General features: G+C 72.5%; 24 protein-coding genes. 8 read left to right on the forward strand and 16 right to left on the reverse strand.

What is annotated here, in order from left to right; genetic code table 11:
* Positions 1-81: 81 nt before the first annotated feature.
* Entirely contained in the window at positions 82-468 is a 387-nt protein-coding gene (locus ACLQ27_RS04090) for a DUF2267 domain-containing protein (protein ID WP_357573984.1), read from the reverse strand.
* Positions 469-620: 152 nt separating this feature from the next.
* Between ACLQ27_RS04090 and ACLQ27_RS04095 the strand changes: the two genes are divergently transcribed.
* From ACLQ27_RS04095 to ACLQ27_RS04115, 5 genes are all read left to right on the forward strand, one after another.
* On the forward strand, positions 621-1,427 hold the full coding sequence (locus tag ACLQ27_RS04095) for an SAM-dependent methyltransferase (protein WP_425865636.1): 807 nt from the start codon (positions 621-623) through the stop codon (positions 1,425-1,427).
* Positions 1,428-1,590: 163 nt separating this feature from the next.
* The gene (locus ACLQ27_RS04100) at positions 1,591-1,923 is read left to right on the forward strand and encodes a nuclear transport factor 2 family protein (protein WP_234586754.1); all 333 of its coding nucleotides are present in this window, start codon (positions 1,591-1,593) and stop codon (positions 1,921-1,923) included.
* A 34-nt stretch (positions 1,924-1,957) separates the two neighbouring features.
* On the forward strand, positions 1,958-2,794 hold the full coding sequence (locus tag ACLQ27_RS04105; protein WP_425865638.1) for an oxidoreductase: 837 nt from the start codon (positions 1,958-1,960) through the stop codon (positions 2,792-2,794).
* Between the two features lie 181 nt (positions 2,795-2,975).
* Positions 2,976-3,308, forward strand: coding sequence for an STAS domain-containing protein (locus tag ACLQ27_RS04110; protein WP_357492189.1), 333 nt, complete (start codon positions 2,976-2,978; stop codon positions 3,306-3,308).
* 29 nt (positions 3,309-3,337) lie between these two features.
* On the forward strand, positions 3,338-3,733 hold the full coding sequence (locus ACLQ27_RS04115) for an ATP-binding protein (RefSeq protein WP_357492191.1): 396 nt from the start codon (positions 3,338-3,340) through the stop codon (positions 3,731-3,733).
* A 10-nt stretch (positions 3,734-3,743) separates the two neighbouring features.
* Here the strand turns inward: ACLQ27_RS04115 and ACLQ27_RS04120 are convergent, their stop codons facing one another.
* Complete coding sequence (locus ACLQ27_RS04120; protein ID WP_357492193.1) at positions 3,744-5,288, reverse strand: PP2C family protein-serine/threonine phosphatase; 1,545 nt, start codon at positions 5,286-5,288, stop codon at positions 3,744-3,746.
* A gap of 186 nt (positions 5,289-5,474) precedes the next feature.
* Between ACLQ27_RS04120 and ACLQ27_RS04125 the strand changes: the two genes are divergently transcribed.
* Entirely contained in the window at positions 5,475-5,852 is a 378-nt protein-coding gene (locus tag ACLQ27_RS04125; protein ID WP_357492195.1) for a nuclear transport factor 2 family protein, read from the forward strand.
* Positions 5,853-5,858: 6 nt separating this feature from the next.
* Here the strand turns inward: ACLQ27_RS04125 and ACLQ27_RS04130 are convergent, their stop codons facing one another.
* The 5 genes from ACLQ27_RS04130 to ACLQ27_RS04150 all read right to left on the reverse strand — a co-directional run bounded on the left by ACLQ27_RS04130 (position 5,859) and on the right by ACLQ27_RS04150 (position 11,085).
* The gene (locus ACLQ27_RS04130; RefSeq protein WP_425865939.1) at positions 5,859-6,644 is read right to left on the reverse strand and encodes a nucleotidyltransferase domain-containing protein; all 786 of its coding nucleotides are present in this window, start codon (positions 6,642-6,644) and stop codon (positions 5,859-5,861) included.
* 20 nt (positions 6,645-6,664) lie between these two features.
* Positions 6,665-7,363 (reverse strand): nucleotidyltransferase domain-containing protein, encoded by a 699-nt coding sequence (locus ACLQ27_RS04135; RefSeq protein ID WP_425865640.1) that lies wholly within the window; start codon positions 7,361-7,363, stop codon positions 6,665-6,667.
* Positions 7,364-7,453: 90 nt separating this feature from the next.
* Positions 7,454-7,924 (reverse strand): molybdenum cofactor biosysynthesis protein, encoded by a 471-nt coding sequence (locus ACLQ27_RS04140; protein WP_357492197.1) that lies wholly within the window; start codon positions 7,922-7,924, stop codon positions 7,454-7,456.
* A gap of 91 nt (positions 7,925-8,015) precedes the next feature.
* Positions 8,016-10,100 carry a PQQ-dependent sugar dehydrogenase gene (locus ACLQ27_RS04145; RefSeq protein ID WP_425865642.1) on the reverse strand — a complete coding sequence of 695 codons (2,085 nt, stop codon included), beginning with the start codon at positions 10,098-10,100 and terminating at the stop codon, positions 8,016-8,018.
* Between the two features lie 37 nt (positions 10,101-10,137).
* Positions 10,138-11,085, reverse strand: a complete 948-nt coding sequence (locus ACLQ27_RS04150; protein WP_357492201.1) for a LamG-like jellyroll fold domain-containing protein — start codon at positions 11,083-11,085, stop codon at positions 10,138-10,140.
* A gap of 130 nt (positions 11,086-11,215) precedes the next feature.
* On the opposite strand from ACLQ27_RS04150, the gene ACLQ27_RS04155 reads away from it, so the two are divergent.
* Positions 11,216-12,250: a LacI family DNA-binding transcriptional regulator gene (locus ACLQ27_RS04155; protein WP_425865644.1), complete on the forward strand. Its 1,035-nt coding sequence runs from the start codon at positions 11,216-11,218 to the stop codon at positions 12,248-12,250.
* A gap of 17 nt (positions 12,251-12,267) precedes the next feature.
* Here the strand turns inward: ACLQ27_RS04155 and urtE are convergent, their stop codons facing one another.
* From urtE to ACLQ27_RS04185, 6 genes are all read right to left on the reverse strand, one after another.
* Positions 12,268-12,960: an urea ABC transporter ATP-binding subunit UrtE gene (gene urtE, locus ACLQ27_RS04160; RefSeq protein WP_234586780.1), complete on the reverse strand. Its 693-nt coding sequence runs from the start codon at positions 12,958-12,960 to the stop codon at positions 12,268-12,270.
* Positions 12,960-13,736 carry an urea ABC transporter ATP-binding protein UrtD gene (urtD, locus tag ACLQ27_RS04165; protein WP_357573990.1) on the reverse strand — a complete coding sequence of 259 codons (777 nt, stop codon included), beginning with the start codon at positions 13,734-13,736 and terminating at the stop codon, positions 12,960-12,962. Before urtD ends, urtE begins: the two co-directional genes overlap by 1 nt.
* Entirely contained in the window at positions 13,733-14,920 is a 1,188-nt protein-coding gene (urtC, locus tag ACLQ27_RS04170; RefSeq protein WP_357492207.1) for an urea ABC transporter permease subunit UrtC, read from the reverse strand. Before urtC ends, urtD begins: the two co-directional genes overlap by 4 nt.
* The gene (gene urtB / locus ACLQ27_RS04175; RefSeq protein WP_357492209.1) at positions 14,917-15,900 is read right to left on the reverse strand and encodes an urea ABC transporter permease subunit UrtB; all 984 of its coding nucleotides are present in this window, start codon (positions 15,898-15,900) and stop codon (positions 14,917-14,919) included. The genes urtC and urtB overlap by 4 nt, the downstream gene beginning before the upstream one ends.
* A complete protein-coding gene (gene urtA / locus ACLQ27_RS04180; RefSeq protein ID WP_425865646.1) occupies positions 15,879-17,123 on the reverse strand; it encodes an urea ABC transporter substrate-binding protein in 1,245 nt (414 codons plus the stop codon). The genes urtB and urtA overlap by 22 nt, the downstream gene beginning before the upstream one ends.
* Positions 17,124-17,527: 404 nt before the next feature.
* Positions 17,528-18,610 carry a substrate-binding domain-containing protein gene (locus tag ACLQ27_RS04185; RefSeq protein WP_357492213.1) on the reverse strand — a complete coding sequence of 361 codons (1,083 nt, stop codon included), beginning with the start codon at positions 18,608-18,610 and terminating at the stop codon, positions 17,528-17,530.
* A gap of 96 nt (positions 18,611-18,706) precedes the next feature.
* Between ACLQ27_RS04185 and ACLQ27_RS04190 the strand changes: the two genes are divergently transcribed.
* Positions 18,707-19,171: a MarR family winged helix-turn-helix transcriptional regulator gene (locus tag ACLQ27_RS04190; RefSeq protein WP_357492215.1), complete on the forward strand. Its 465-nt coding sequence runs from the start codon at positions 18,707-18,709 to the stop codon at positions 19,169-19,171.
* 16 nt (positions 19,172-19,187) lie between these two features.
* On the opposite strand, the gene ACLQ27_RS04195 is transcribed toward ACLQ27_RS04190, so the two are convergent.
* The 3 genes from ACLQ27_RS04195 to ureG all read right to left on the reverse strand — a co-directional run bounded on the left by ACLQ27_RS04195 (position 19,188) and on the right by ureG (position 21,073).
* Positions 19,188-19,562 carry a cupin domain-containing protein gene (locus tag ACLQ27_RS04195; protein ID WP_425865649.1) on the reverse strand — a complete coding sequence of 125 codons (375 nt, stop codon included), beginning with the start codon at positions 19,560-19,562 and terminating at the stop codon, positions 19,188-19,190.
* Between the two features lie 123 nt (positions 19,563-19,685).
* Entirely contained in the window at positions 19,686-20,402 is a 717-nt protein-coding gene (locus ACLQ27_RS04200) for an urease accessory protein UreD (protein WP_357573994.1), read from the reverse strand.
* Entirely contained in the window at positions 20,402-21,073 is a 672-nt protein-coding gene (gene ureG, locus ACLQ27_RS04205; protein WP_425865650.1) for an urease accessory protein UreG, read from the reverse strand. Before ureG ends, ACLQ27_RS04200 begins: the two co-directional genes overlap by 1 nt.
* Positions 21,074-21,157: the final 84 nt, after the last annotated feature.

A 21,157-nucleotide genomic window follows, 5' to 3' on the forward strand; every position in this document is an offset into this window, starting at 1 on the left:
CCCGGGGCGCGGTCTGGCCGCCGGCCGGTCAGACCGCGCTGTGCGCCGACAGTTGGACGGCCAGGCCGGACACGGCGTCGGTCAGGGGCCGTGCGGCAGGGGTTGGGCCAGTGCGCGCAGGTCCGCCGGGAGTTGGGACAGGGCGTCGGTGAACTCGCGGTGCCCGACCACCCGGTGCATGGTCTGCAGAACCGCCCGTACGCCCCGTTCGGCTCCGGGCCGGTCCGTCCCGGCGCGGTCGGCCACGCGGCGCAGGAACTCGTCGTACCCGAACGCTTCCGGTGGCTCGGCGGCCTTGACCAGCAGTGGGCTCAACTCGGCGGCCAGGTGCGGAGCGAGCGCGGCGGCCTCGCCGCCGCTGAGGCGCTCGGTCAGCGTTTGCAGCACGGCCTCGGTCAGCGGGCGTGCCTGCGCGGGCGGGATGCCCGCCCGTGCCGCGACCTTGTCGACGAACCCCAGATCGGCCATGGTCCCGCCCTTTCCGTTGCCGAGACGCGTGGCTACCCGGGCCGACCGGCGGCAAACCCGAGGGCGTGGGCGTCCGCTTTGCGCATCGAAGGGCTGTGCGAACATGGTTGTCCTTCGTGTCTTGCCCACCCCCGAGCGGAAGGACGCGCCCCATGGCGGAAACCGCCCCCCTGCCGGCCGCCGACCAGCCCAAGATCGACACCAGCGTGCCGCACTCGGCCCGGATCTGGAACTACTGGTTGGGCGGCAAGGACAACTTCGAGATCGACCGGCTGGCCGGCGAGCAGGTACGCGAGCTGTTCCCCGCGATGATCGAGACCGCCCGCGAGTCACGGGCGTTCCTGTCCCGCGCGGTGCGCTTCCTCGCCGGTGAGGCGGGGATCCGCCAGTTCCTCGACGTCGGCACCGGTCTGCCGACCGCCGACAACACCCACCAGGTGGCCCAGCGGGTCAACCCGCGGAGCCGGGTCGTCTACGTCGACAACGACCCGATGGTGCTGGCCCACGCGCGGGCGCTGCTGGTCGGCAGCCCGGACGGGCTGACCCGCTACATCCACGCCGACCTGCGCGAGCCGGAGGCGGTGCTCCGGCAGGCCGCCGAGCACCTCGACTTCACCGAACCCGTCGCCGTCCTGCTGTTCGGGGTGATGGGCCACGTCGGCGACGACGACGAGGCGGTCACCATCATCCGCGCCCTGCTCGACGCGGTGCCGTCCGGCAGCTACCTGGCGCTCTCCGACGGCACCGACACCAGCGAGGCCGTCGTCGAGTCGCACCGCCAGTACAACGAGAGCGGCGCGCTGCCGTACCACCTGCGCAGTCCGCAGCGGATCGCCCGGTTCTTCGACGGCCTGGAGCTGGTCGAGCCCGGTCTGGTGCCGTTCACCCACTGGCGGCCCGAGCACGACGGCACCCCGGCACCCCTGGACGGCTACTGCGCCGTCGGCCGCAAGCCCTGACCCGCGCCGCGGGGCGCCGGTGGCGGATCCCGCCGCCGGCGCCCCGCGCGCCGAGGTCGGTTCTGTCGGTTGCTCCGCGCCCGGTCAGCCCCGTCTCGTACGGTGGGGTCGGACCGGGTTCACGCCAGCCGCCCGAGGGCGGCCCGTGCCGCAGGAGGAGCAGATGGCTGTCGACCTGCCCGACGTGATCGACAGGTACTTCCGAGCCGTCGGCGACAACGACCTCGACGCCCTCGTCGCCTGCTTCGCGGACACCGCGAGCGTGGCCGACGAGGACCGGCTGTACGACGGCCGACCGTCGATCCGCTCCTGGGCACAGCGGACGGCGGCGGCCTCCTCGTACACTGCCGAACCGTTGCGGGTGACGCCCCAGGCGGGCGACTCGTACCTGGTCAGCACACGGGTGTCGGGCGACTTTCCGGGCAGCCCGATCGAGCTGCGGTACCGGTTCACCCTGCGCGACGGCCTGATCGGTGCCCTGGACATCCGCCCGTAGCGACCACGCGGGTCGCCCGTCAGGAGGAGACGTCGTGGCACGAGTCTGGCTCGTCACCGGTTGCTCGCGAGGGCTCGGCCGGGCGCTCGCCGAAGCTGTGCTGGCCGACGGCGACCGGCTCGTCGCCACCGCCCGCAACCCGGCGCAGCTCGCCGACCTCACCGACCGGTACGGCGACCAGGTCCGGGCGCTCGCGCTCGACGTCACCGATCCCGCCGCCGCCCGGACGGCCGTACAGGGCGCGGTGGACGCGTTCGGAGGCCTGGACGTCCTGGTCAACAACGCCGGGTACGCCGACGTGGCCGCGATCGAGGACGTGTCCGAGGAGGCATTCCGGGCGCAGATCGAGGCCAACTTCTTCGGGGTGGTCAACCTGACCCGCGCCGCCCTGCCGGTGCTGCGGGGGCAGGGGCGCGGGCACATCGTGCAGATCTCCAGTGTCGGCGACCGGGTGGCCAGCACCGGGCTGGGCGCCTACCAGTCCGCCAAGTGGGCGGTCGCCGGCTTCTCGGCGGTGCTCGCCACGGAGGTCGCGTCGTTCGGGATCCGGATCACCACGGTCGAGCCGGGCGCGCTGCGCACCGACTGGGCAGGCGCCTCGATGAGCATGTTGCCGGTCAGCGAGCCGTACCGGCCGGTCATCGAGCCGGTCGTGGAGCGGATGCGTCGCACCAGCGGGAACCAGCCCGGCGACCCCACCCGGGCCGCCCAGGCGATCATCCGGATCACCCGCGTCGACGACCCGCCCGCCCGGTTGCTCCTCGGCGCCGACGCCGTGGCGGCCGCCTCGACGGTCGCCGAGGCGCTCGCCGCGTCCGACGCGCGGTGGCGCGAGTTGAGCGAGTCCGTCGCGTTCGACGCGACGCCCTGACCCCCTGCAAGGGCGAATCGGCGACCCGCGCCGGACGTTCCGCGTCCCGTCGTCGGGCCCCGGAGCGGACCGGAACGGGTTTTCGTGATCACCCGCCGAACGGACGACGTGGTCAGTCGGCCGGCGGATGACATGATGTGCCGACAACAGCTGACGCTACGAGGAAGGGTGCTGCTGTCTGATGGCGCACTTCGAGGCCCGCACGTCCACGGCACCCGGGCGAATCGTGGTCACGCTGACCGGTGAGTGTGACCTGGCCGCCCAGGCTGAGCTGACGGGCGTGCTGTCCGCGGCGGTGCGCGCCGCGCCGGTGGTGGTGGTCGACGTCGGCGGGCTGCGGTTCCTCGACTCCACCGGCCTGCACGGCCTGGTGACCGCCCATCAGGAGGCACGCGCGAGCGGCCGGCATCTGTACGCCGTGAACGCCGCCGGCCCGGTAGCGGCCGTCCTCGACATCACCGGCATCGGCAACCTGCTGCGCCCGCCCGCCGACGACTCGCGGCTGGCGGGCTGATGGCGGCCGACCGGCGAGAGACCCGTGCCGTGGCCGAGCAGCCCTCGCCCGCCCGGCGCACCGACACCATGACGTACGAGGTGGCGAACGACCTGCGGGCGCTGCGCGCGTTCGTCTGCGCCGGCGCGATCGCCCGGGGCCTGCCGGCCGAGCGGGTGGAGCTGCTGGCGCTGGCGGTCAGCGAGCTGGCCACGAACACGCTGCAGCACACCTCCCACGGTGGCCGGGTCCGGCTCTGGGCCGAGGGTGACCAGTTGTTCTGCGACGTCGTCGATCGGGGCCCGGCGCGGGCGTTCGGCCGGGCCATGCCGGCCGCCGACGCGGTACGGGGTCGCGGGCTGGCCATCGTCGAGCAGATCTGTGACGAGGTGGCCGTGCTGACCGCCAGTGAGGGCACCGTGGTCCGGATCCGACTGGCGCTCTGAGCGCGGCGGCTCACGGCAGCACGCGCACGGCCAGGGTGCACGTGTCGTCGTCCGGGCTGGGATGGTTGAGCAGGTCACGCAGGCGGGCGAGGGGCTGCTCCCCCGGCGTCGCGGTGAGCGCCGAGAGGGTTTCGCGCACCTGCGGCAGCAGGTCCTGCTCGGGCGCGCGTCTCTCGACCAGGCCGTCGGTGTAGAACAGCACGACGTCGCCGGGGTTCAGGCGCGGGGCGAGCACCGGGTACGCGTCGTCGTCGCCGGCGCCCAGCAGCAGACCCGGGGGGCGGTCGAGCGGGGCGGTCGCGCCGGCGCGGGACAGCAGCGGCACCATGTGCCCGGCGCGGCCCCAGCAGAGCACCCGGGTGGCCGGGTCGTACACCGCGACCACTGCGGTTGCGGTGATCGAGAGCTGCCCGCAGAGCTGGTTGAGGTGCCCCAGCAGCACCGACGGGTCCCGGATGCCGATCGAGAGCCAGGCGACCAGGGCGAAGCGCAGGTGCGCCATTCCGCTCGCCGCGTCCAATCCGTGACCGGCGACGTCGCCGACGGCGAGCACCACCTTTCCGTCCGGCAGGGACTGCGCGTGGTACCAGTCCCCGCCGACCCGCGCGGTGCTCTCGGCCGGCAGGTAGTTGACCACCGCCTCCAGGCCGGCCAGCGGAAACGGGTCGCGGGGCACCGGCTGGATGAGGTTCTGCAACTGCCCGGCCAGCCGGTGCTCAGCGAGGGCTGTCATCTCCCGCGTCCGCAACTGGTCGCTGAGTCGCTCGATGGCGGTCCGGGAGTCCACCCGGGCGGTCACGTCCTGCACCACGGCGTGGATCTTCAGCGGTGCGCCGTCCGCGTCGCGGGAGACGTCGGACAGGATGCGCAGATACCGCACCGCGCCCGCCGTCTGGAACCGGACCGTCACGTCCGAGGACGCGCCGCTGTCCAGCGTCTGCCACGCCGTCTCGCTGAGCATGTAGTCGTCGGGGAGCAGGGCGGCTGCCTGCTCGGTGCGCGACAGCGGGCCGAGCGCCGGATCGCGCTCGAAGATGCGGTACATCCCGGGTGACCACTGGCTGACCCCGCTGGCCAGGTCGTACTCCGCCCAGCCGAGGCTGCCCAGCAGCTCGGTGTGGTCCATGCGCCGGCGGTCCTCGTCGAGACGCTGCCAGGACACCAGCAGACCGCCGAGGACGCGGTGCACGTGGATGTCGAACAGCGAGTCGGCGACGACGCCGGTGCGCTTCTCCACGTACCGGAAGTCGGCCAGGCGACCGGACGAACCGGTGGCGAGGACCTGCTGGTAGAGCTGCCAGAGAGGGCCGCCGACCATGCTGGGGTACAGCTCGCTGAGCCGGGCGCCCACCCGGTCGACGCCCCGCCCGTAGATGTCGTGGCTCTGGCCGCTGGTGGCCGCGATCCGGAAGTCGGCGGCCGCCCGGTGATCGTCGGGCACGGGCACCAGCCACGTGCACCCGGCCGGGACGACCGCGAGGATCTCCCGGACGACCGCCTCGACCGGCCGCGTCGCTTCGGCGGCGTACGCACCGGGACCACCGTGGTCCGCCATGGCACGAAGCCTAGTCACCGACAGGCGTACGGCACACGGCCGGCGCATCGAGGTGGCGCTCGGACCAGATGGAGGCCACGGTGGGACGAGACGCGCCGCCGATGCGCCCACGTCGAGGCGTGCCGGCTGCCACAATGCGGTCAGTCCGGACGGTGACGTCGGACGACGGAGACCAGGAGGACGGCCATGCCGGACAGCGCACGCGAGGCGGAGCTGCTCGACGCCGAACGCACCCTGCAGGCCGCGCAGCGGGCCGGTGACGTCGCGGCCCTCGATCAGTTGCTGGTCGACCAGCTCATCGCGATCGGCCCCGACGGCCGCCAGCACGGCAAGGCCGAGGACCTGGCGGCGCACCGGGACCGGACCTCGATCATCGAGGAGCTGGTCGAGGAGGAACTGGACCTGCTCGTCGTCGGGCGGACCGGCGTGACGTTCTTCCTGGGCCGGGTCGCCGGGGTGTTCAACGGTGAGCCGTTCGCCGCGCGCCTGCGCTACACCCGGACCTGGATCCACGACGACCCGCACGGCTGGCGCATCCTCGCCGCACACATCAGCCCGGTCTGACCCGCCCTACCTCCCGGCCGGCCGGCGTGCCGGGCCGACCCGAGCGGACGGCAGCCGGGCCGCGACCACGAGCTCGTGGAGTTCGGCCGACCCGGCCGGTTGATCGGGCAGCGGGCTGTCCTGCTGCGCCTGGTCCAGCCGGGCGGCCAACTCGGCCAGGTCACTGTCGATTCTCGTACGCGCGACGAGGTCGTCCAGTGCGCCGTGCTCGGCGGCACGCTTCGCGGCGATCAGGTCGGCAACGTACGCCGGCGCGGGCTCGGCGTCGAGCAGGGTCGGCAGGTGGGCCTGCATCCGGCCGGTCCGCAGCAGGTGAACGCCGGTGAGCAGGGACCGGAAGGTGTACAGCAGGGGCTTCAGCTCGCCCGTGGTGTCGAAGAGCCGCCGCTGGCTCGCCGCGAAGCCACGGTAGTGGTGAGCGTGGTGCCGGGTGACCGTCAGCGGGGCCAGCTCGACAAGCGCGGCGTGCGCGGCCGTGGTGTGCACGACCAGCGGGGACAGCAGCTGTTCGAGCACGTAGCCGTTGCGACGCAGCATCAGCCGCACGAACTTGCGCAGGTCGTGCGTGACCAGGTCCAGTTCCACCCCGTCGCGGTCGGCCATCACCGTTCGCGTCTCCGACGGCTCGACGAGCCCGATCATCTCCTCGACCGGCAGCAGGTGCGCGCCGCGCAGGTCGACGTCGGAGTCCCTGGACGGGAAGCCGTACAGGTGGGCACCGGAGACGGTGGCGAAGACCAGCGGGTACGGCTGTTCGGCCACGATGGCCGCCAGGTCGACGCCGGTCGGCAGTCCGGCGCCCTCCCAGGCGCTCACGCCGACCACCGCGGGGACCGGTCGCGCACGGAGATCAGCCACTGTTCGACCCTTGCCTCGTCGGGCCGCTCGGGCAACGGACTGGTGACCAGGTCCGCCGTCATGCGGGCGACCAGGTGGTCCCGCCAGGCGACCACGTCGTCCCAGGCGACCGCGCCGGCCTTGACCGCCAGCAGGTGGTCCCGGTCGGCGCCGACGTCCAGCACCAACCGTCCGGTACGGACCAGGTGGCCGCCGGCGGTCAGCAGCCGGATCAGGTGCATCACGTGCCGCCAGATCGGAGCGCCGGAGCGGCTGATTCCCCGCTCGGCCTTGCCGAACTGGGCGGCGGCGTACCGCAGGTAGGTGTCGGCCACCCGTCGGGACAGGAACGCCGGCGTGAGCGCCCGCAGTTCCGCGCCCAGCGGCGTGCACGTCTCGACCAGCGGTGAGTGCAGCACCTCCAGGACTGTCGGGTTCGCCGCCAGAGCGAGGACGCAGACCCGCTCGACCTCCCAGCGCACCTGCTCCGGGAGCGGGCCGTCGTGGTGCCACGCCGGCTTGCGCAGGCCCCAGAACGCGGAGGCGGGAAGGGCGTACACCCCGCGTCGGTCCGTGTCCGACGAGGCGGTGGACAGGCCGAACGCACGGGAGCCGACGACCACCTGCAGGATCGTCCGGTCGTCGACCTGCTCGTCAGTCAACACGTGCTCCACCGTCGCCTCCCCGAGGGCCGCGTCGGCCCCCCGCCGACGTCCGGTGCACACCATGCCGGTTCCGGGGCAGGTCGTCGAATCCGTTTCGCTTCAGCTCACGGTGGCGTCGATCGGGCCGACGCGCAGCAGACCGTCGTTGAGCGGGGTGCAGCGGATGCCGCCCGTGGTGCGCAGCGCCTTCCAGGCGCCCGGACCGACAGTGACGTCCATCCAGGCGCACGGGCGGGCGGCCCGGTTCACCCGCAGGCTGACCGGGCCGTCGCCGGAATCCAGGATCAGGACCCGGCCGATCAGCTCGTCCACGGCGATGCCGGCGGTGAGGATGTTGCGTCGCACCTGCGCGAGGCCGATGCCGGCCGGCAGGGACTCCTGGGCGATCACTGTCACGCTGGCGTCGCGGTGCGCGGGCTTGCCGAAGTAGCGGTCGCCGACGATGCCGAGGCCGGCGCGGAGCGCGACGGTGTCGACCAGTTCGCCGGGAGGGGCCGGCGCCGGGCCGTCGGAGGGCCGGCCCAGGAAGCGGTGCACGGGCGAGGCCAGCAACTCGACGATCTGCGCCATGGCACGGATTCTACGAACGCGACGGTGCCCTCCGGGCGGGTTGCGCGCCCGAGGGGGACGGCGGCAGGGTGACCGCCGTCCCCGGCGGGTCTCAGGCCGGTGTGCCGGTGACGGTGAGGTTGCGCAGCCGGCCGACGTTGTCGAACGAGCCGAAGCCCACCCGCCCCGAGCCGAAGGTGGTGTCCTTCGCGGTGAGCAGCGGGTCGCGGTGCCCGTCGACGTAGACGGCGATCTCGCCGGTGGCCGGCAGGTGCACGACGCGTACGCGGTGCCACTCGGCGTCGGTGATCGCCGGGTTGGCGCCACGGGAGCGGCCGTTCCACTGGTGGTCGATGCGCTCCCGGTCGGCGTTGTTGACCTTGAAGATGCCGTTGTGCGGATAGATCGTGTTGTCGGTGGAGAGGTGGGCGTAGTAGAACTCCGTGTCCGAGCGCCAGCCGAAGACGATGATCACGTCGCGGTTGCTGATCTCCACAGGTGTGTCGAGTCGTACCCGGGCGTCGATCTGCACCGACGACCACGCCGGGCCGGCGGTCAGCACGGCGTACTCGAATGGCCGGCGCGGGCCCGGCCGGCTCTCCCCGGCCTCGGCGAGGATGACCTGGTCGCGGGTGAACTGCCACTTCGCGGGCGTCACCGGCGCCCAGTTCGCGGCGCCCGCGGTGCGGCGCAGCGTGGTGTCGCCGACGTCGCCGCTGGCGAACTCCCTCATGCCGGTCACCTTCCAGATCGTGCCGTTGGCCTTGGCGACGAGGTACAGCTCGCCGGCGGCGTCGGTGCCGAAGCGCAGGTCGACCCGGTTGGGGTCGCCGGGGGCGCCCGGCGCGGAGAGGTCCCGCATCCGCACCGGGCCACCCGCGGCGTCGAAGAGCGCGAGCTGGTGGATCGGCGCGAGGCCGTGACCGCGGCGCATCTCGTTCGCCTCGGTGTAGAGCACCCGGCCGTCGACCAGGTCGCCGAAGACGTACTTGCCGCGCAGCGCGGGCACCGCGCGTCCCCGGTAGACGAACCCGCCGGCCACCGCGACGCCGACGTCCGCGGTGCAGTTCCAGTCCGCGGCGGGGTCGTGGTCGTACGCGGCGACGGGGTACGTGTAGCCGTAGCGCTCGTCGTCGGCGGGCAGCGGGAACAGCCGGTCGCAGGGGTTGGTGGCCGCCTTGTCGAAGACGAAGGAGCCCTCGCGCTCGCTCCAGCCGAAGTTGTCGCCGGCGCGGACCTCGTAGATCGCCTCGATGGCGTGCTCACCGATGTGCCCGAGGTACATCCGGCCGGTCGCCCGGTCCCAGCTGAACCGGTGCGGGTCGCGAAAGCCCACGGCGTAGATCTCGCCGAGCGCGCCGGCCTGCCCGACGAACGGGTTGTCGGCGGGAATGCCGTACCGGCCGTTGGCCGAGTTGGTGCCGCGCGGGTCGATGCGCAGCAGCTTGCCGTGCGGCAGGCCCAGGTTCTGCGGGTCGGTGGTGCGTACGCCCAGGCCGCCGTCGCCGACGGCGAGGTACAGCAGGCCGTAGTCGCGGTCGTGGCGCTTCGCGGTCGGGTTGAAGTTGATCTCCTGGATGCCGTGCACCTGCCCGCCGAAGCCGATGCGGAGCACCTCCCGGCGGGTGCCGGCGAAGGTGTCGGCGGCCGGGTCGGTGGCCGTCCACTCGGTGATGACACCGTGGTAGATCGTGCCGGCCTGGGCGTGGTCCGGTGGCGTGGTCGTCGCCGAGGCCAGCTCGGTGTGGATGGTGTAGAACCGGCCGTTGACGCCGAACTCGGGGTGGAAGGCGACGTACCCGAAGCCCTGACCGAGCCCCCGGCCGGAGAAGAACTGGGGTGCGAAGGTGGCCGCCATGTCGAGGTAGACGTGCGGCACGCCGTTCTCGACCAGGTAGAGGTTGCCGTTCAGGTCGGGCACCGCGCGCCGGCCGGAGCCGTCGGGCAACTCCATGATCGTGTTGATCCGGGCGGTCCGCATGAGCCGCTGGTCCGTCGGCGCGGGGGTCGGGTACGACTGCGGGAAGCGCGCGTACTCGCTCAGGACCAGCCCGAGGCGGGACTGGGTCGGCATCTCGGGGATCGGGTCGTAGACCGCGTCGGCGGCTCGGGCGGGGGCCGCGACCAGTGTGGACAGCACCACCACGAGGGCGGTGAGGCCGGCCCTCAGGGTGGGTCGGCGGTGGAGGGTGCGCACGCGTGTCTCCTTCTCGGTGGGACGGTGCCGAGGGTGGTCAGCGGGCCAGGTGGTGGTACTGCCTGCGCACGTCGCGCGCGGAGACCACGCTGTCGAGGAACAGCAGGCCGTCCATGCGGCAGTCGCAGGGGTTGCGTTCGAGCGTGTCCTGCGGGAAGCTCCCGCCGATCTTGATGCCCCGCGGGTCGGAGGCGGTGGTCACGTGCAGGCCGGGCCCCGACACGAGCCACGGGTCGTCGGCGCGGGTGTAGAAACCGTCGACGGGTTCGCCGTTGCGGTAGAGGGCCAGCGCGCCGGTGCCGAAGTCGAAGGTGGCCGCGAGGTGCACCCACTCCCCCACCGGCAGCAGGTCCCGCCAGTCCGGCCGCGCGGCGAACGTCTGCGAGTTGCCGCCGTCGAGGCGGCGGCCGAGCGCGACGAGGCGCAGTTCGCCGTCGACGTCGATCAGCTCCAGCAGAGCCCGGACGCCGTGCCCGTCGGAGTCGCCGGTGAGCAGGCCGGCCAGCCCTATCGCGTTGTACCTGTCGTCCGGGTCGGCGGTGGTGGAGTTGAGCGCCGGGCTGTCCATGTTCAGCTTGAACCAGCCCATGATGGTGGTGCCGCCGGTGGCGCTGAAGGCGCGCAACGTCCGCACCCCGCTGGCCGACCACGTCCCGGCCTTCCAGTCGTCGTTGCCGGTGGTCGCCGGGTCGACCTGCCGGGTCTGCACCGCGTTGCCGCTGCCCCGGTAGGCGCGATCGGGCACCCGCATCGCCGCGCCGCCGTTGATCAGCTCGATCTCGGTGCCCGAGCGGCCCTGGTCACGCTCCAGGGCCGGGTCGCCCGGCACCGGGTGGTCGAAGTCGTACGCGGCGACCAGGTGCGCCCGCAAGGCCGGATGGACGTCGCGGGCGGTGCTCCGGTCCGCCTGGGCCGGCGGTACGCCCGCGCCGGTCAGCACGCCGACCACCAGGAGCGAGACGGCGACGATTCGGGCTCTGGACATCGTTCACCTCGTTTCGCGGCACGCCGGTGCCCGCTACGTAAGCGCTTACGTAAGCGCTTACGTACCCTAGGCTTCGACGAACGTCACTGGCAATAGATCGGGTGACATGGATGTTTCCGGGGAGTTGCGGATGCCCAGGGCTGGCCAGCGGCCCCGCCTCGTGGAGGTGGCCGAACGCGCGGGCGTCTCGCTGGCCACCGCCTCCCGGGCCCTCGCCGGCCGCGAGGGGGTCAGCACCGAGGTGGCCGACCGGATCCGGCGGGTCGCCCACGAGCTGGGCTACGTCGCCAACCCGTACGCCCGCACCCTGGCCGGCGGCGCCCGCTCCACCGTCGGGCTGATCGTCCACCAGGTCGACGACCCCTACTTCTCCGAGATCGCCGCCGGAGTCATCCAACTCGCCGCCGAGCAGGGGCTGCTGGTGCAGATCTGCCAGTCCGGCCGCGACCCGGGCTACGAGCTGCAACAGCTGCGCCACCTCATCGCCCAACGGGTCGGCATCATCCTGATCAGCGGCTCCGGGTACGACGACCCGCGGGTCGAGACCGAGGCCCGCGCCGAGCTGGCGGCGTTCCAGGACCACGGCGGTCGGGTCGCCGCCATCGGCCGGCACGCGCTCGGCGTCGACGCCGTCCTGCCGGACAACGAGGCCGGTGGCCACGCGCTCGCCACGCACCTCATGGACATCGGCCACCGCCGCATCGCGGTCGCCGCCGGCAGCGCCGGCCTCACCACTGTCGCCGACCGGCTCGCCGGCGTCACGTCCGCGCTGCGGCAGCGCGGGCTGCGCCCCGACGACCTGACTGTCGTACACGGGGACTTCACCCGCGGTGGTGGACGCGCCGCCACCGAGCAGATCCTCAACGAGCACCCGGAGACCACGGCGATCATCGCGCTGAACGACGCCATGGCGATCGGCGTGCTCTCGACGCTGCGGTCGCGCCGCGTGCCGGTGCCCGCGCGGGTCTCCGTCGTCGGCTTCGACGACGTGTCCGTCGCCGCCGACCTCGCGCCCAGCCTCACCACCATCCGACTGCCGATGGCCGAGATGGGCCGCACCGCGCTCACCCTCGCCCTCAAGCCCCGCTCGGCGCGGCCCCGCCGCCGCGCCACCGGCCATCTGCTGGTCGTCCGCGACTCGACGGGCCCCGCGCCGACGACCTGACCGGCGACGGGGTGCGGTCAGACCGCCAGGGCCGCCCGGACCTCCCGCTCCGCGGTGACACCGCCGTCGCCGTCCGAGGTGACCCGGCCGGACTCCAGCACGTGGTAGCGGTTCGCCACCCGCAGCGCGAAACCCAGGTGCTGCTCCACGAGCAGCACGCTGAAGCCGGGCTGCCGGGTCAGCTCGACGATCCGTTCCTGGATCTCCGCGACCACCGACGGCTGGATGCCCTCGGTCGGCTCGTCGAGCATCAGCAGCCGGGGCCGGGTGATCAGCGCGCGGGCGATGGCCAGTTGCTGGCGCTGGCCGCCGGAGAGCAGCCCGGCCCGTCGGCGCAGCAGCGGGCGCAGCGCCGGGAACAGGTCCAGCACCTCCGCCGTGGCCACCGCGCCGTCACGCCGGCCGTCGGCCACCAGGCGCAGGTTCTCCCCGGCCGTCAGGTGCCCGAAGCACTGCTGGCCCTGCGGGACGTACGCCATCCCACGCTGCACCCGCTCGTGCGGTGCGAGACGGGTGACGTCCTCGCCGTCCAGCTCGACCGTGCCGGCGCTGGGGCGCAGCAGGCCCGCCGCGACCCGCAGCAGGGTGCTCTTGCCGGCGCCGTTGTGCCCGAGCACGGCGGCCACCCCGTCGGGCGGGACGGCGAGATCCACCCCGTGCAGCACCCTCGAACGCCCGTATCCGGCGTGCACCCCGCGCAGGGTCAGCATCATGCCTCCAGACCGCTGGGAACCGCCCCGGCGTCGACCGGGTGGCCAAGGTAGACCTCCTGCACACGCGGATCCGCCTGGACCTGCGCCACAGTGCCCTCGCTGAGCACCTTGCCGGCGTGCAGCACCGTGACGCTGCGCGCGAACCGGCGCAGGAAGTCCATGTCGTGCTCGATCACCACCACCGTGCGGTCCCGGCTCACCGTCTCCAGCAGCGCGCCGGTGGCGTCGCGTTCCTCGTGGCTCATCCCGGCGACCGGCTCGTCGAGCAGCAGCAGCCGCGCGTCCTGCACCAGCAGCATGCCGATCTCCAGCCACTGCTTCTGACCGTGCGCGAGCGTCCCGGCGAGCTGGTCGGCCCGCCCGGTCAGGCCGATGGTCTCCAGCGCGGCGGCCACCTCGTCGGGTATCCCCCGCCGGCGCCGCGCCAGCGTCACCCAGCTCCGCCGGGCGCCGGCCGCGATGTCGAGGTTCTGCACGACCGACAGCTCCTCGAACACCGTGGACGTCTGGAACGTCCGCCCGATGCCCAGCCGGCTGATCCGGTGCACCGGGCGGCCGAGCAGCTCCTGGTCGCCGAACCGTACCGAGCCGGTGGCCCGCACCAGGCCGGTGACCGCGTCGACGAGGGTGGTCTTGCCGGCGCCGTTCGGCCCGATCAGGAACCGGATGTCGCCGGCCGGCACCTCCAGCGAGACGCCGTCGACTGCGGTGAAGCCGTCGAAGCTGACCCGCACGTCACGGACGGACAGGCCGTCCAGCAGATCGCCGCTCATGCCGCCGGCACCTCCGCTCGATCGCCGCGTCGCCGGCCCAGCGGCGACCATCCACGCCGGTCCGACGCCGGCCCGGGGGCCCGATGGCGGGCCAGCGCCCACAGCGACGCCAGGCCGCCGGGAAGGAACGCCACCACGACCACGAAGAGCAGACCCTGCAGGTACGTCCAGGTCCCCGGGAAACGCTCCGACAGGGCGGTACGCGCCCAGGCCACCGCCACCGCGCCGAGCACCGGGCCCAGCAGCGTCGCCCGGCCACCCACCGCCACCCCGATGACGAACTCGATCGACGGGACGATCCCGATCAGCGCGGGCGAGATGATGCCCACCGCCGGCACGAACAGCGCCCCGGCCAGCCCCGCCATACCGGCCGCGACCACGTACGCGACGAGCTTGACCGACGCCGGGTCGTAGCCGAGGAAGCGGACCCGCTCCTCGCCGTCGCGGACCGCCACCAGCAGCTCGCCGTAGCGGCTGTGGATGAGCTGGCGGGCCAGCGCGAGCAACGCCAGCAGGACTGCGGCGATGATGAAGTAGACCATCCGCTGGTTGACCGGGTCGTCGAGGTCGTAGCCGAAGAAGCCCTGGATGTCGGTGAGCCCGTTGGTGCCGCCCGTGGTGCCCTGCTGCCCGATCAGGAGGATCACCATGGCGGCGGCGAGGGCCTGACTGAGGATGGCGAAGTACGCGCCCCGCACGCGGCGGCGGAACACCAGCGAACCGAGCCCGAAGGCGACCGCCATCGGCAGCAGCACCGTGGCGGGCAGCGCGAACCACGGGCTGGCGAACGGCCGCCACCACAGGGGCAGTTCGTCGAGCTGCCCGTACAGCTGCATGAAGTCGGGCATCCCACCCGGGCCCGCGTCGGCGAGCTTGAGGTGCATGGCCATCGCGTAGCCGCCCAGGCCGAAGAAGACGCCCTGGCCGAGGGTGAGCATGCCGCCCCGGCCCCAGGCGATCCCGATGCCCACCGCGACCATGGCGACGCAGAGGTACTTGGCCAGCAGGGCCAACCGGAAGTCCGACAGGACCAGCGGCGCCACGGCGAAGAGCAACGCCGCGCCGAACGCGAAGCCCGCCACCGCGCGCAGCCGCGACCGACCCCCCGGCGGGTTCGGCGGTACGGCACCGGCCGGCGCCTGTCGCACGGCGGTGTCCGGTGGGGCGGGTGTCACGGCGGTCATGCGAGGCTCCTGGTCCGCAGGGTGAACAGGCCCTGTGGTCGCCACTGGAGGAACGCGACGATCGCCACGAACACGATCACCTTGGCGACGCTGAGGGTGGTCAGGTATTCCCCGGTGGCCTGCAGCACGCCGAGGGCGAAGGCGACGATCACGCTGCCCTTGAGCTGGCCGATCCCGCCGACCACGACGACCAGGAAGGCGTCGATGATCAGGTTGGTGCCCATTGTCGGGCCGATCGGGCCGAGCAGGGTGAGCGCCACCCCGGCGAGCCCGGCCAGGCCGGAGCCGAGGAAGAACGTCGTCCGGTCGATTCGAGCGGTGGGAATGCCGGACACCGCGGCGAGGTCGCGGTTCTGCACCACCGCGCGGATCCGACGCCCGAGCGGGGTGAGCCGCAGCGCCAGGGTGAGCGCCGCGACGGCGGCCAGGGCCAGGGCCAGGATGAACAGCCGGTTGTTGGCGATGGTCAGCCCGCCGGGCAACGCCACGTTGCCGGTCAGCAGGTCCGGCGCGCGGGTCTGCACGTTCGGGCTGCCGAAGACGTCGCGGGCGAGCTGTTGCAGCATCAGCGACACACCCCAGGTGACCAGCAGGGTGTCCAACGGGCGGGCGTAGAGCCGGCGGATCAGCAGGATCTCCAGCAGCACACCCATCGTGCCGGCGACCACGAACGCCACCGGCAGCGCGACCACCAGCGACAGGCCGGCGGAGGTGATGCTCTGCTGCAGGACGTACGTGGTGTACGCGCCGGCCATGATGAACTCGCCGTGCGCCATGTTGATGACGTTCATCTGCCCGAAGGTCAGCGCCAGCCCGAGCGCGATGAGCAGCAGCACCGCGCCGATGCTGATGCCGGTGAAGAGTTGACCGAAAAGGACTGTCACGGTGGGTACTCCGTACTGCTGGTCGGGTGGCCCGGGCGGGCCGCGCGGCAACACGGCCGCCCGGGCCGGCGTCGTCAGCTCAGGCCGCTCGCCCATGGGTAGGTCTTGAGGAACGGGTCCGGCGCGACAGGCTTGCCGGAGTTCCACACCTCGGTGATCAGACCGTCGGCGCCGATCTTGCCGATCCGGGCGGTCTTGGCGATGTGCTGGGTCTTCCCGTCGACGGTGACCAGGCCCTCCGGCGCGTCGAAGGTGATCCCGTCGGAGGCGGTGCGGACCTTCTCGACGTCGAACGCGCCGGCCTTGGTGACCATCGCCTTCCACAGGTAGACGCTGACGTAGGCGGCCTCCATCGGGTCGCTCGTCGGCTTGTCCGCGCCGTACTTCGCCTTGTACGCGGCCACGAACTTGCTGTTCGCCGCGCCGGGCGTGGTCTGGTAGTAGTTCCAGGCGGTCAGCTGGCCCTGAAGGTATTGCGTGCCGATGCCCTTGACCTCCTCCTCGGCGATCGACACCGACACCACAGGCATCGCCGCTGCGGTCAGACCGGCCGACTTGTACTCCTTGAAGAAGGCCACGTTGCTGTCGCCGTTGAGGGTGTTGAACACGGCATCCGCGCCGGAGGACTTGACCTTGTTGACGATCGTGCCGAATTCGGTGGACCCGAGCGGTGCGTAGTCCTCGCCGGCCACCGTCATCCCGTTGGCGGCCGCGTACGCCTTGATGATTTTGTTGGCGGTGCGGGGAAAGACGTAGTCACTGCCGACCAGATAGACCGACTTCACCCCCTGGGCCTTGAGGTAGTCGAGCCCGGGAACGATCTGCTGGTTGGTCGTCGCTCCGGTGTAGAAGATGTAGGGCGACTGTTCCAGCCCCTCGTACTGCACCGGATAGAACAGCAGCGCCTTGTTCTTCTCGAACACCGGCTTGACCGCCTTGCGGCTCGCCGACGTCCAGCAACCGAAGACGGCGGCGACGCGGTCTTCGGAGATCAGCTTCTCGGCCTTCTCCGCGAAGGTCGGCCAGTCCGAGGCGCCGTCCTCACCAACCGGTTGGATCTTCTTGCCGAGCACGCCGCCGGCCGCGTTGATCTCCTCGACGGCGAGCATGATGGAGTCGCGGACGGTGACCTCGCTGATCGCCATGGTGCCGGAGAGCGAGTTGAGCAGGCCCACCTTGACGGTGTCGCCGGAGACGTCGGCGGTGACGCCGGCCGCGCCGCCCTCGTCACTGGTCTTGCTGCCGCACGCGCTCAGCGCGGCGGCGGCGACGACGGTCATGGCGCCCGCCAGGATGCGGCGGCTCCAAAGAAGTGACATCTATTCTCCCTGCGGTGCACTCTTGTGACGAATGGACGGTCGGTGCGGTCCGGTGGAGCTCAAGTGCGCGATGCCGAGGTCGACGGGTGGACGTCGCCGGTGGCCATCGCATCGGGTACGGGCACGCAAAGCGTCGACCGACTTGATTGCGTGAGTGTTTCCCAGCCCTTAATTGACTGTTTCCCGCGCACGGTCGAAGGCGCACACCACAATGGCCGACGCCGTCAGTCGGAGACGGCGCCGGCCATGAGGAATTCGAAGAATAATGGCCACCACAATGGTCGGCGAACAGATTGCGCCAACGGTGGACACACAATCGCGGCATCCGGCCCTCGGCCAGATACTTCACGCAGGAAGCATCTTAGGGTCGAGCCGGGTGGGCCTGTCAAGGCCGGACCCGACGGTCAGAGCTGGGCGAGCACCGTGAAGTCGAGCCCGTCGGCCTCGGCGAGGTAGATCCGCTGGCGCACGTGTCGCCGCCGCAGCCGCAGTCGACCGCGCGGCCCGTGGTACGCCACGGTGTCGGCGGCCGTCTCGATCGCCCGCACGTCGAGGGTGCGGGCTTGCCCGATCAGCGCGGCGAGCAGCATCACGCCCTCGTAGCAGGACTCCCCCAGGCTGCCCAGCGGCGGCGCCTCCACCCCGAACCGACGGGCGAACTCGCCGTGGAAGTCGAGATTCTCCTGCGTCACCAGTCCGGCGAAGAAGCCCGCCGTGCTGTAGAGCCGCCGCGTCGCCCCGGCACCGCTGGCCAGCAACATGTTCTCGTCCATGAGGGTGCTCAGTCGCAGGCAGCGCTGATCCATCCCGGCGCGGGCGAAGGCCCGGTTGAACCGCACCGCGTCGGCGCCGACGAGCAGCATCACCACCGCGTCGGCCTCGCTGCGCTCGATGTGGCGCAGCACGTCGCCGAAGTCGTGCGTCTCCAACGGCAGGAACGACTGCCCCACCACCCGTCCACCGCCGCGCACCGCGTACCGCTGGGCGGCCCGCGCGGTGCGCCGTGGCCACACGTAGTCGTTGCCGACCACGAACCAGCGGCGTACGCCCTGCTCCCCGGCGAGCAGCCGCATCGCCGGCCACAGCTGGGCGTCCGGCGTCTCGCTGGTCAGGAACACCCCCTCGGTACGCTCACCGCCCTCGTACAGGGCGGTGTAGACGTACGGCACCCGGTGTGCGACCCGGGGCGCCAGCGCCTGCCGCACCGACGAGATGTGCCAACCGGTCACGCCCTGCACGGCGCCCACCGACACCAGCGCCTCGACCTCGGCGGCCACCTCGGCCGGCGGGGCGCCGCCGTCGACCGGCACCAGCCGCACCTCGCGGCCCAGCACACCGCCACAGGCGTTGATCTCCTCGACCGCGAGCTGGGCGCAGAGTTCGCAGGTCGGGCCGAACATTCCCGCCGGCCCGCGCATCGGATAGACCAGCGCGATGCTGACCACGGCCCGATCGACGGTGAGCCACGGCGGTGCCGGCGCGGACATGAGCACATGATTGCCCGGCCCACCTCGGAAGACCAGGGCTCACCACGGACCGGGACGACTCGGTACCATGGCAGGGCCACCGGCCCAGGGAGATCCATGTCAGACGTGCCCGGGGCGCCAGCCGACCTGCTGCGCTCGCTCACCCGCGCCGAACGGCTGCTCTCCCGCCGGCTGGGCGCCGTCCTGGCCGAGGATGATCTGACCACCGAGGCGTGGCGGGTGCTCTGCCTGCTCGCCGACGGTCAGGGCCACCCGATGAGCGAGGTGTCAGTTGAGGCGTCCCTCCCGCCGGGCACCCTCACCAAGCTGGTCGACCAGCTCGTCGACCGCAATCTCGTCTTCCGGCGGATCGACCCCCTGGACCGCCGACGCATCCGCGCCTACCTGACGGCCCGGGGTCTTCGCGAACACGCCCGCCTCGACGAGCTGATCCGGGCCAGCCTCGCCGACCTCGGCGTACTGGCCGACCCTGCCCTGCTCGACCACCTCGGCGACCTGATCGCCCGCCTCGACCCGGCCCGTCGCCGCGACCACGCCGACGCGGCCGGCCCGCGCCACTGACCCGACGCCCGGCGGGTCACTCCACCTTGGTGAGAAGCGGCTTACCCTTCTCGACGACGTAGGTGGCCAGTTCGACGGCGATACCGTCGCCGACGTTGCGGGCCTGATGGTGGACGCCGTACGGCACGGTGAGAGCGTCACCGACGGTGCACACCACAGGTGGCTGGCCTTCGAGCGTGTACTCCAGCGATCCCTGTAGCACGCAGATGATCTCTTCGCCGGGATGGAAGTGCTTGAACGGCGGAGAGTCCGGCGTGAACTCCACCCGGCTCTGGATGACCTCGCGGCCCTCGATGCTGAGATCGTGTCTCTGGAGATCGACACGCCACAGACCGGGTGCGCCCTCCACCGCTGTCGGACTGATGCCCTCGGGCCGATCTTTCCCACTCATCACGGCCTCCTGTGCGCCGTCATCCGAACGGCGGTCGCTCCGGTTGGCACATCCTCTCGAGGATAGGAGGCTCCCCAGCCCGCCGGAGCCGAGATGCCGAACATCGGGCCGGGGAGGGCTCACCTACCCACGAAGGTGGGCGCGCAGGGTGTGCGCGTCCGGGGCGGTCGCGGTCCACAGTGTCGCCGGGCCCCCGGCCAGCGGCAGTCGGGCGACGGTCCCGTCGACCGCCGCCGGTTCGACGGGTCGCGACGGGTCCACCACCAGCAGCGAGCCGGTGGCCGGCGCCCCGCCGAGCACGGCTGGGCCGGCCCAGCCGGGCGCCTGCGGTCCCACGGCCAGTGACTGGCGCAGCAGCGGCCGGCCGTCGTAGTCGACCCGGGTGTGCACGACGGCACCGCCCGGCGACTCGCCGTACCGGCCGCAGATCAACTCGTCCCGCCAGGTCAGCCGCGCCCCGGCGGCCAGCTCGATCCGGGATTCGGCCAGGTGGGCGCAGCCGGCCGCCGCGACGAGTTGCTCGGGCAGCCAGTGCAGCGCGGCGCCGTCGTGCACGACCGCCCGCACCGCCATCCGCGACACCGCGCCGGGCCGGCCGGGCAGGGCCACCGACGCGGCGACACTGTGCACCCGTACCGCCGCTCCCGGCCCCACGTCGATCTCCAGGCGCAGGTCGTCGCCGGCGAGCGGGCCGGCGGCCCCGCCCACGACGTGCACGGTCGCGACGCCGGCATCGCCCGGCGTCTGCCGCAACAGCAGCGGCGTCTCGCCGTGCACCTCGGTCAGGACCGTGCCGCCCCGGCTGGTGGCCCGGGCCACCAGCCGGGCGAACGCTCGCATCAGGCCGGGCCGGCCGGCGCGGCGACGGGGTGCAGGACCGCGTGGTGGGCCAACTCGTGGCGGATCCAGTCGGCGACCCGAGCCGCCGTCGGGTCGCCGACGATCGACAGGAAGACGGTCGGGAGGTCGCCGCGCCGGGCCCGCGCGTCCCGGTCCATCACCGCGAGGTCGGCGCCCACCATGGGCGCCAGGTCGGTCTTGTTGATCACGAGGAGGTCGGCGGACGTGACCCCGGGCCCGCCCTTGCGCGGCACCTTGTCCCCGCCGGCCACGTCGACCACGAAGATCTGCCGGTCGACCAGGCCCCGGCTGAACGTGGCGGTCAGGTTGTCCCCGCCGCTCTCCACCAGCACCAGGTCCAGCGGGCCGAGCGCCTCGGCCAGTTCGTCCACGGCGTCGAGGTTGGCGCCGATGTCGTCACGGATGGCGGTGTGCGGGCAGCACCCCGTCTCCACAGCGCGGATCCGGGCCGGGTCCAGGACGCCGGCCCGCTTGAGGAAGTCGGCGTCCTCGGTGGTGTAGATGTCGTTGGTCACCACCCCGAGCCGCAACTCGTCGGCGAACGCCCGGCACAGGGCGGCCACCAGGGCGGTCTTACCGGACCCGACCGGCCCGCCGATGCCGACCCGCAGCGCCCGGCCCGACCGTGCCAGCGGCGGGTGCGGGTCCACCCCCGGTTCGGGGTGGGTGTGCGGAACTGTCTCGTCGTGCGGCGGGACCGGCCCGGCGGCGGATGCAGCGGCGGGTACAGCGGT

Origin of the sequence: Micromonospora sp. DT63, from assembly GCF_049841615.1 — a bacterium.
In the GTDB taxonomy this organism is placed as follows: domain Bacteria; phylum Actinomycetota; class Actinomycetes; order Mycobacteriales; family Micromonosporaceae; genus Micromonospora.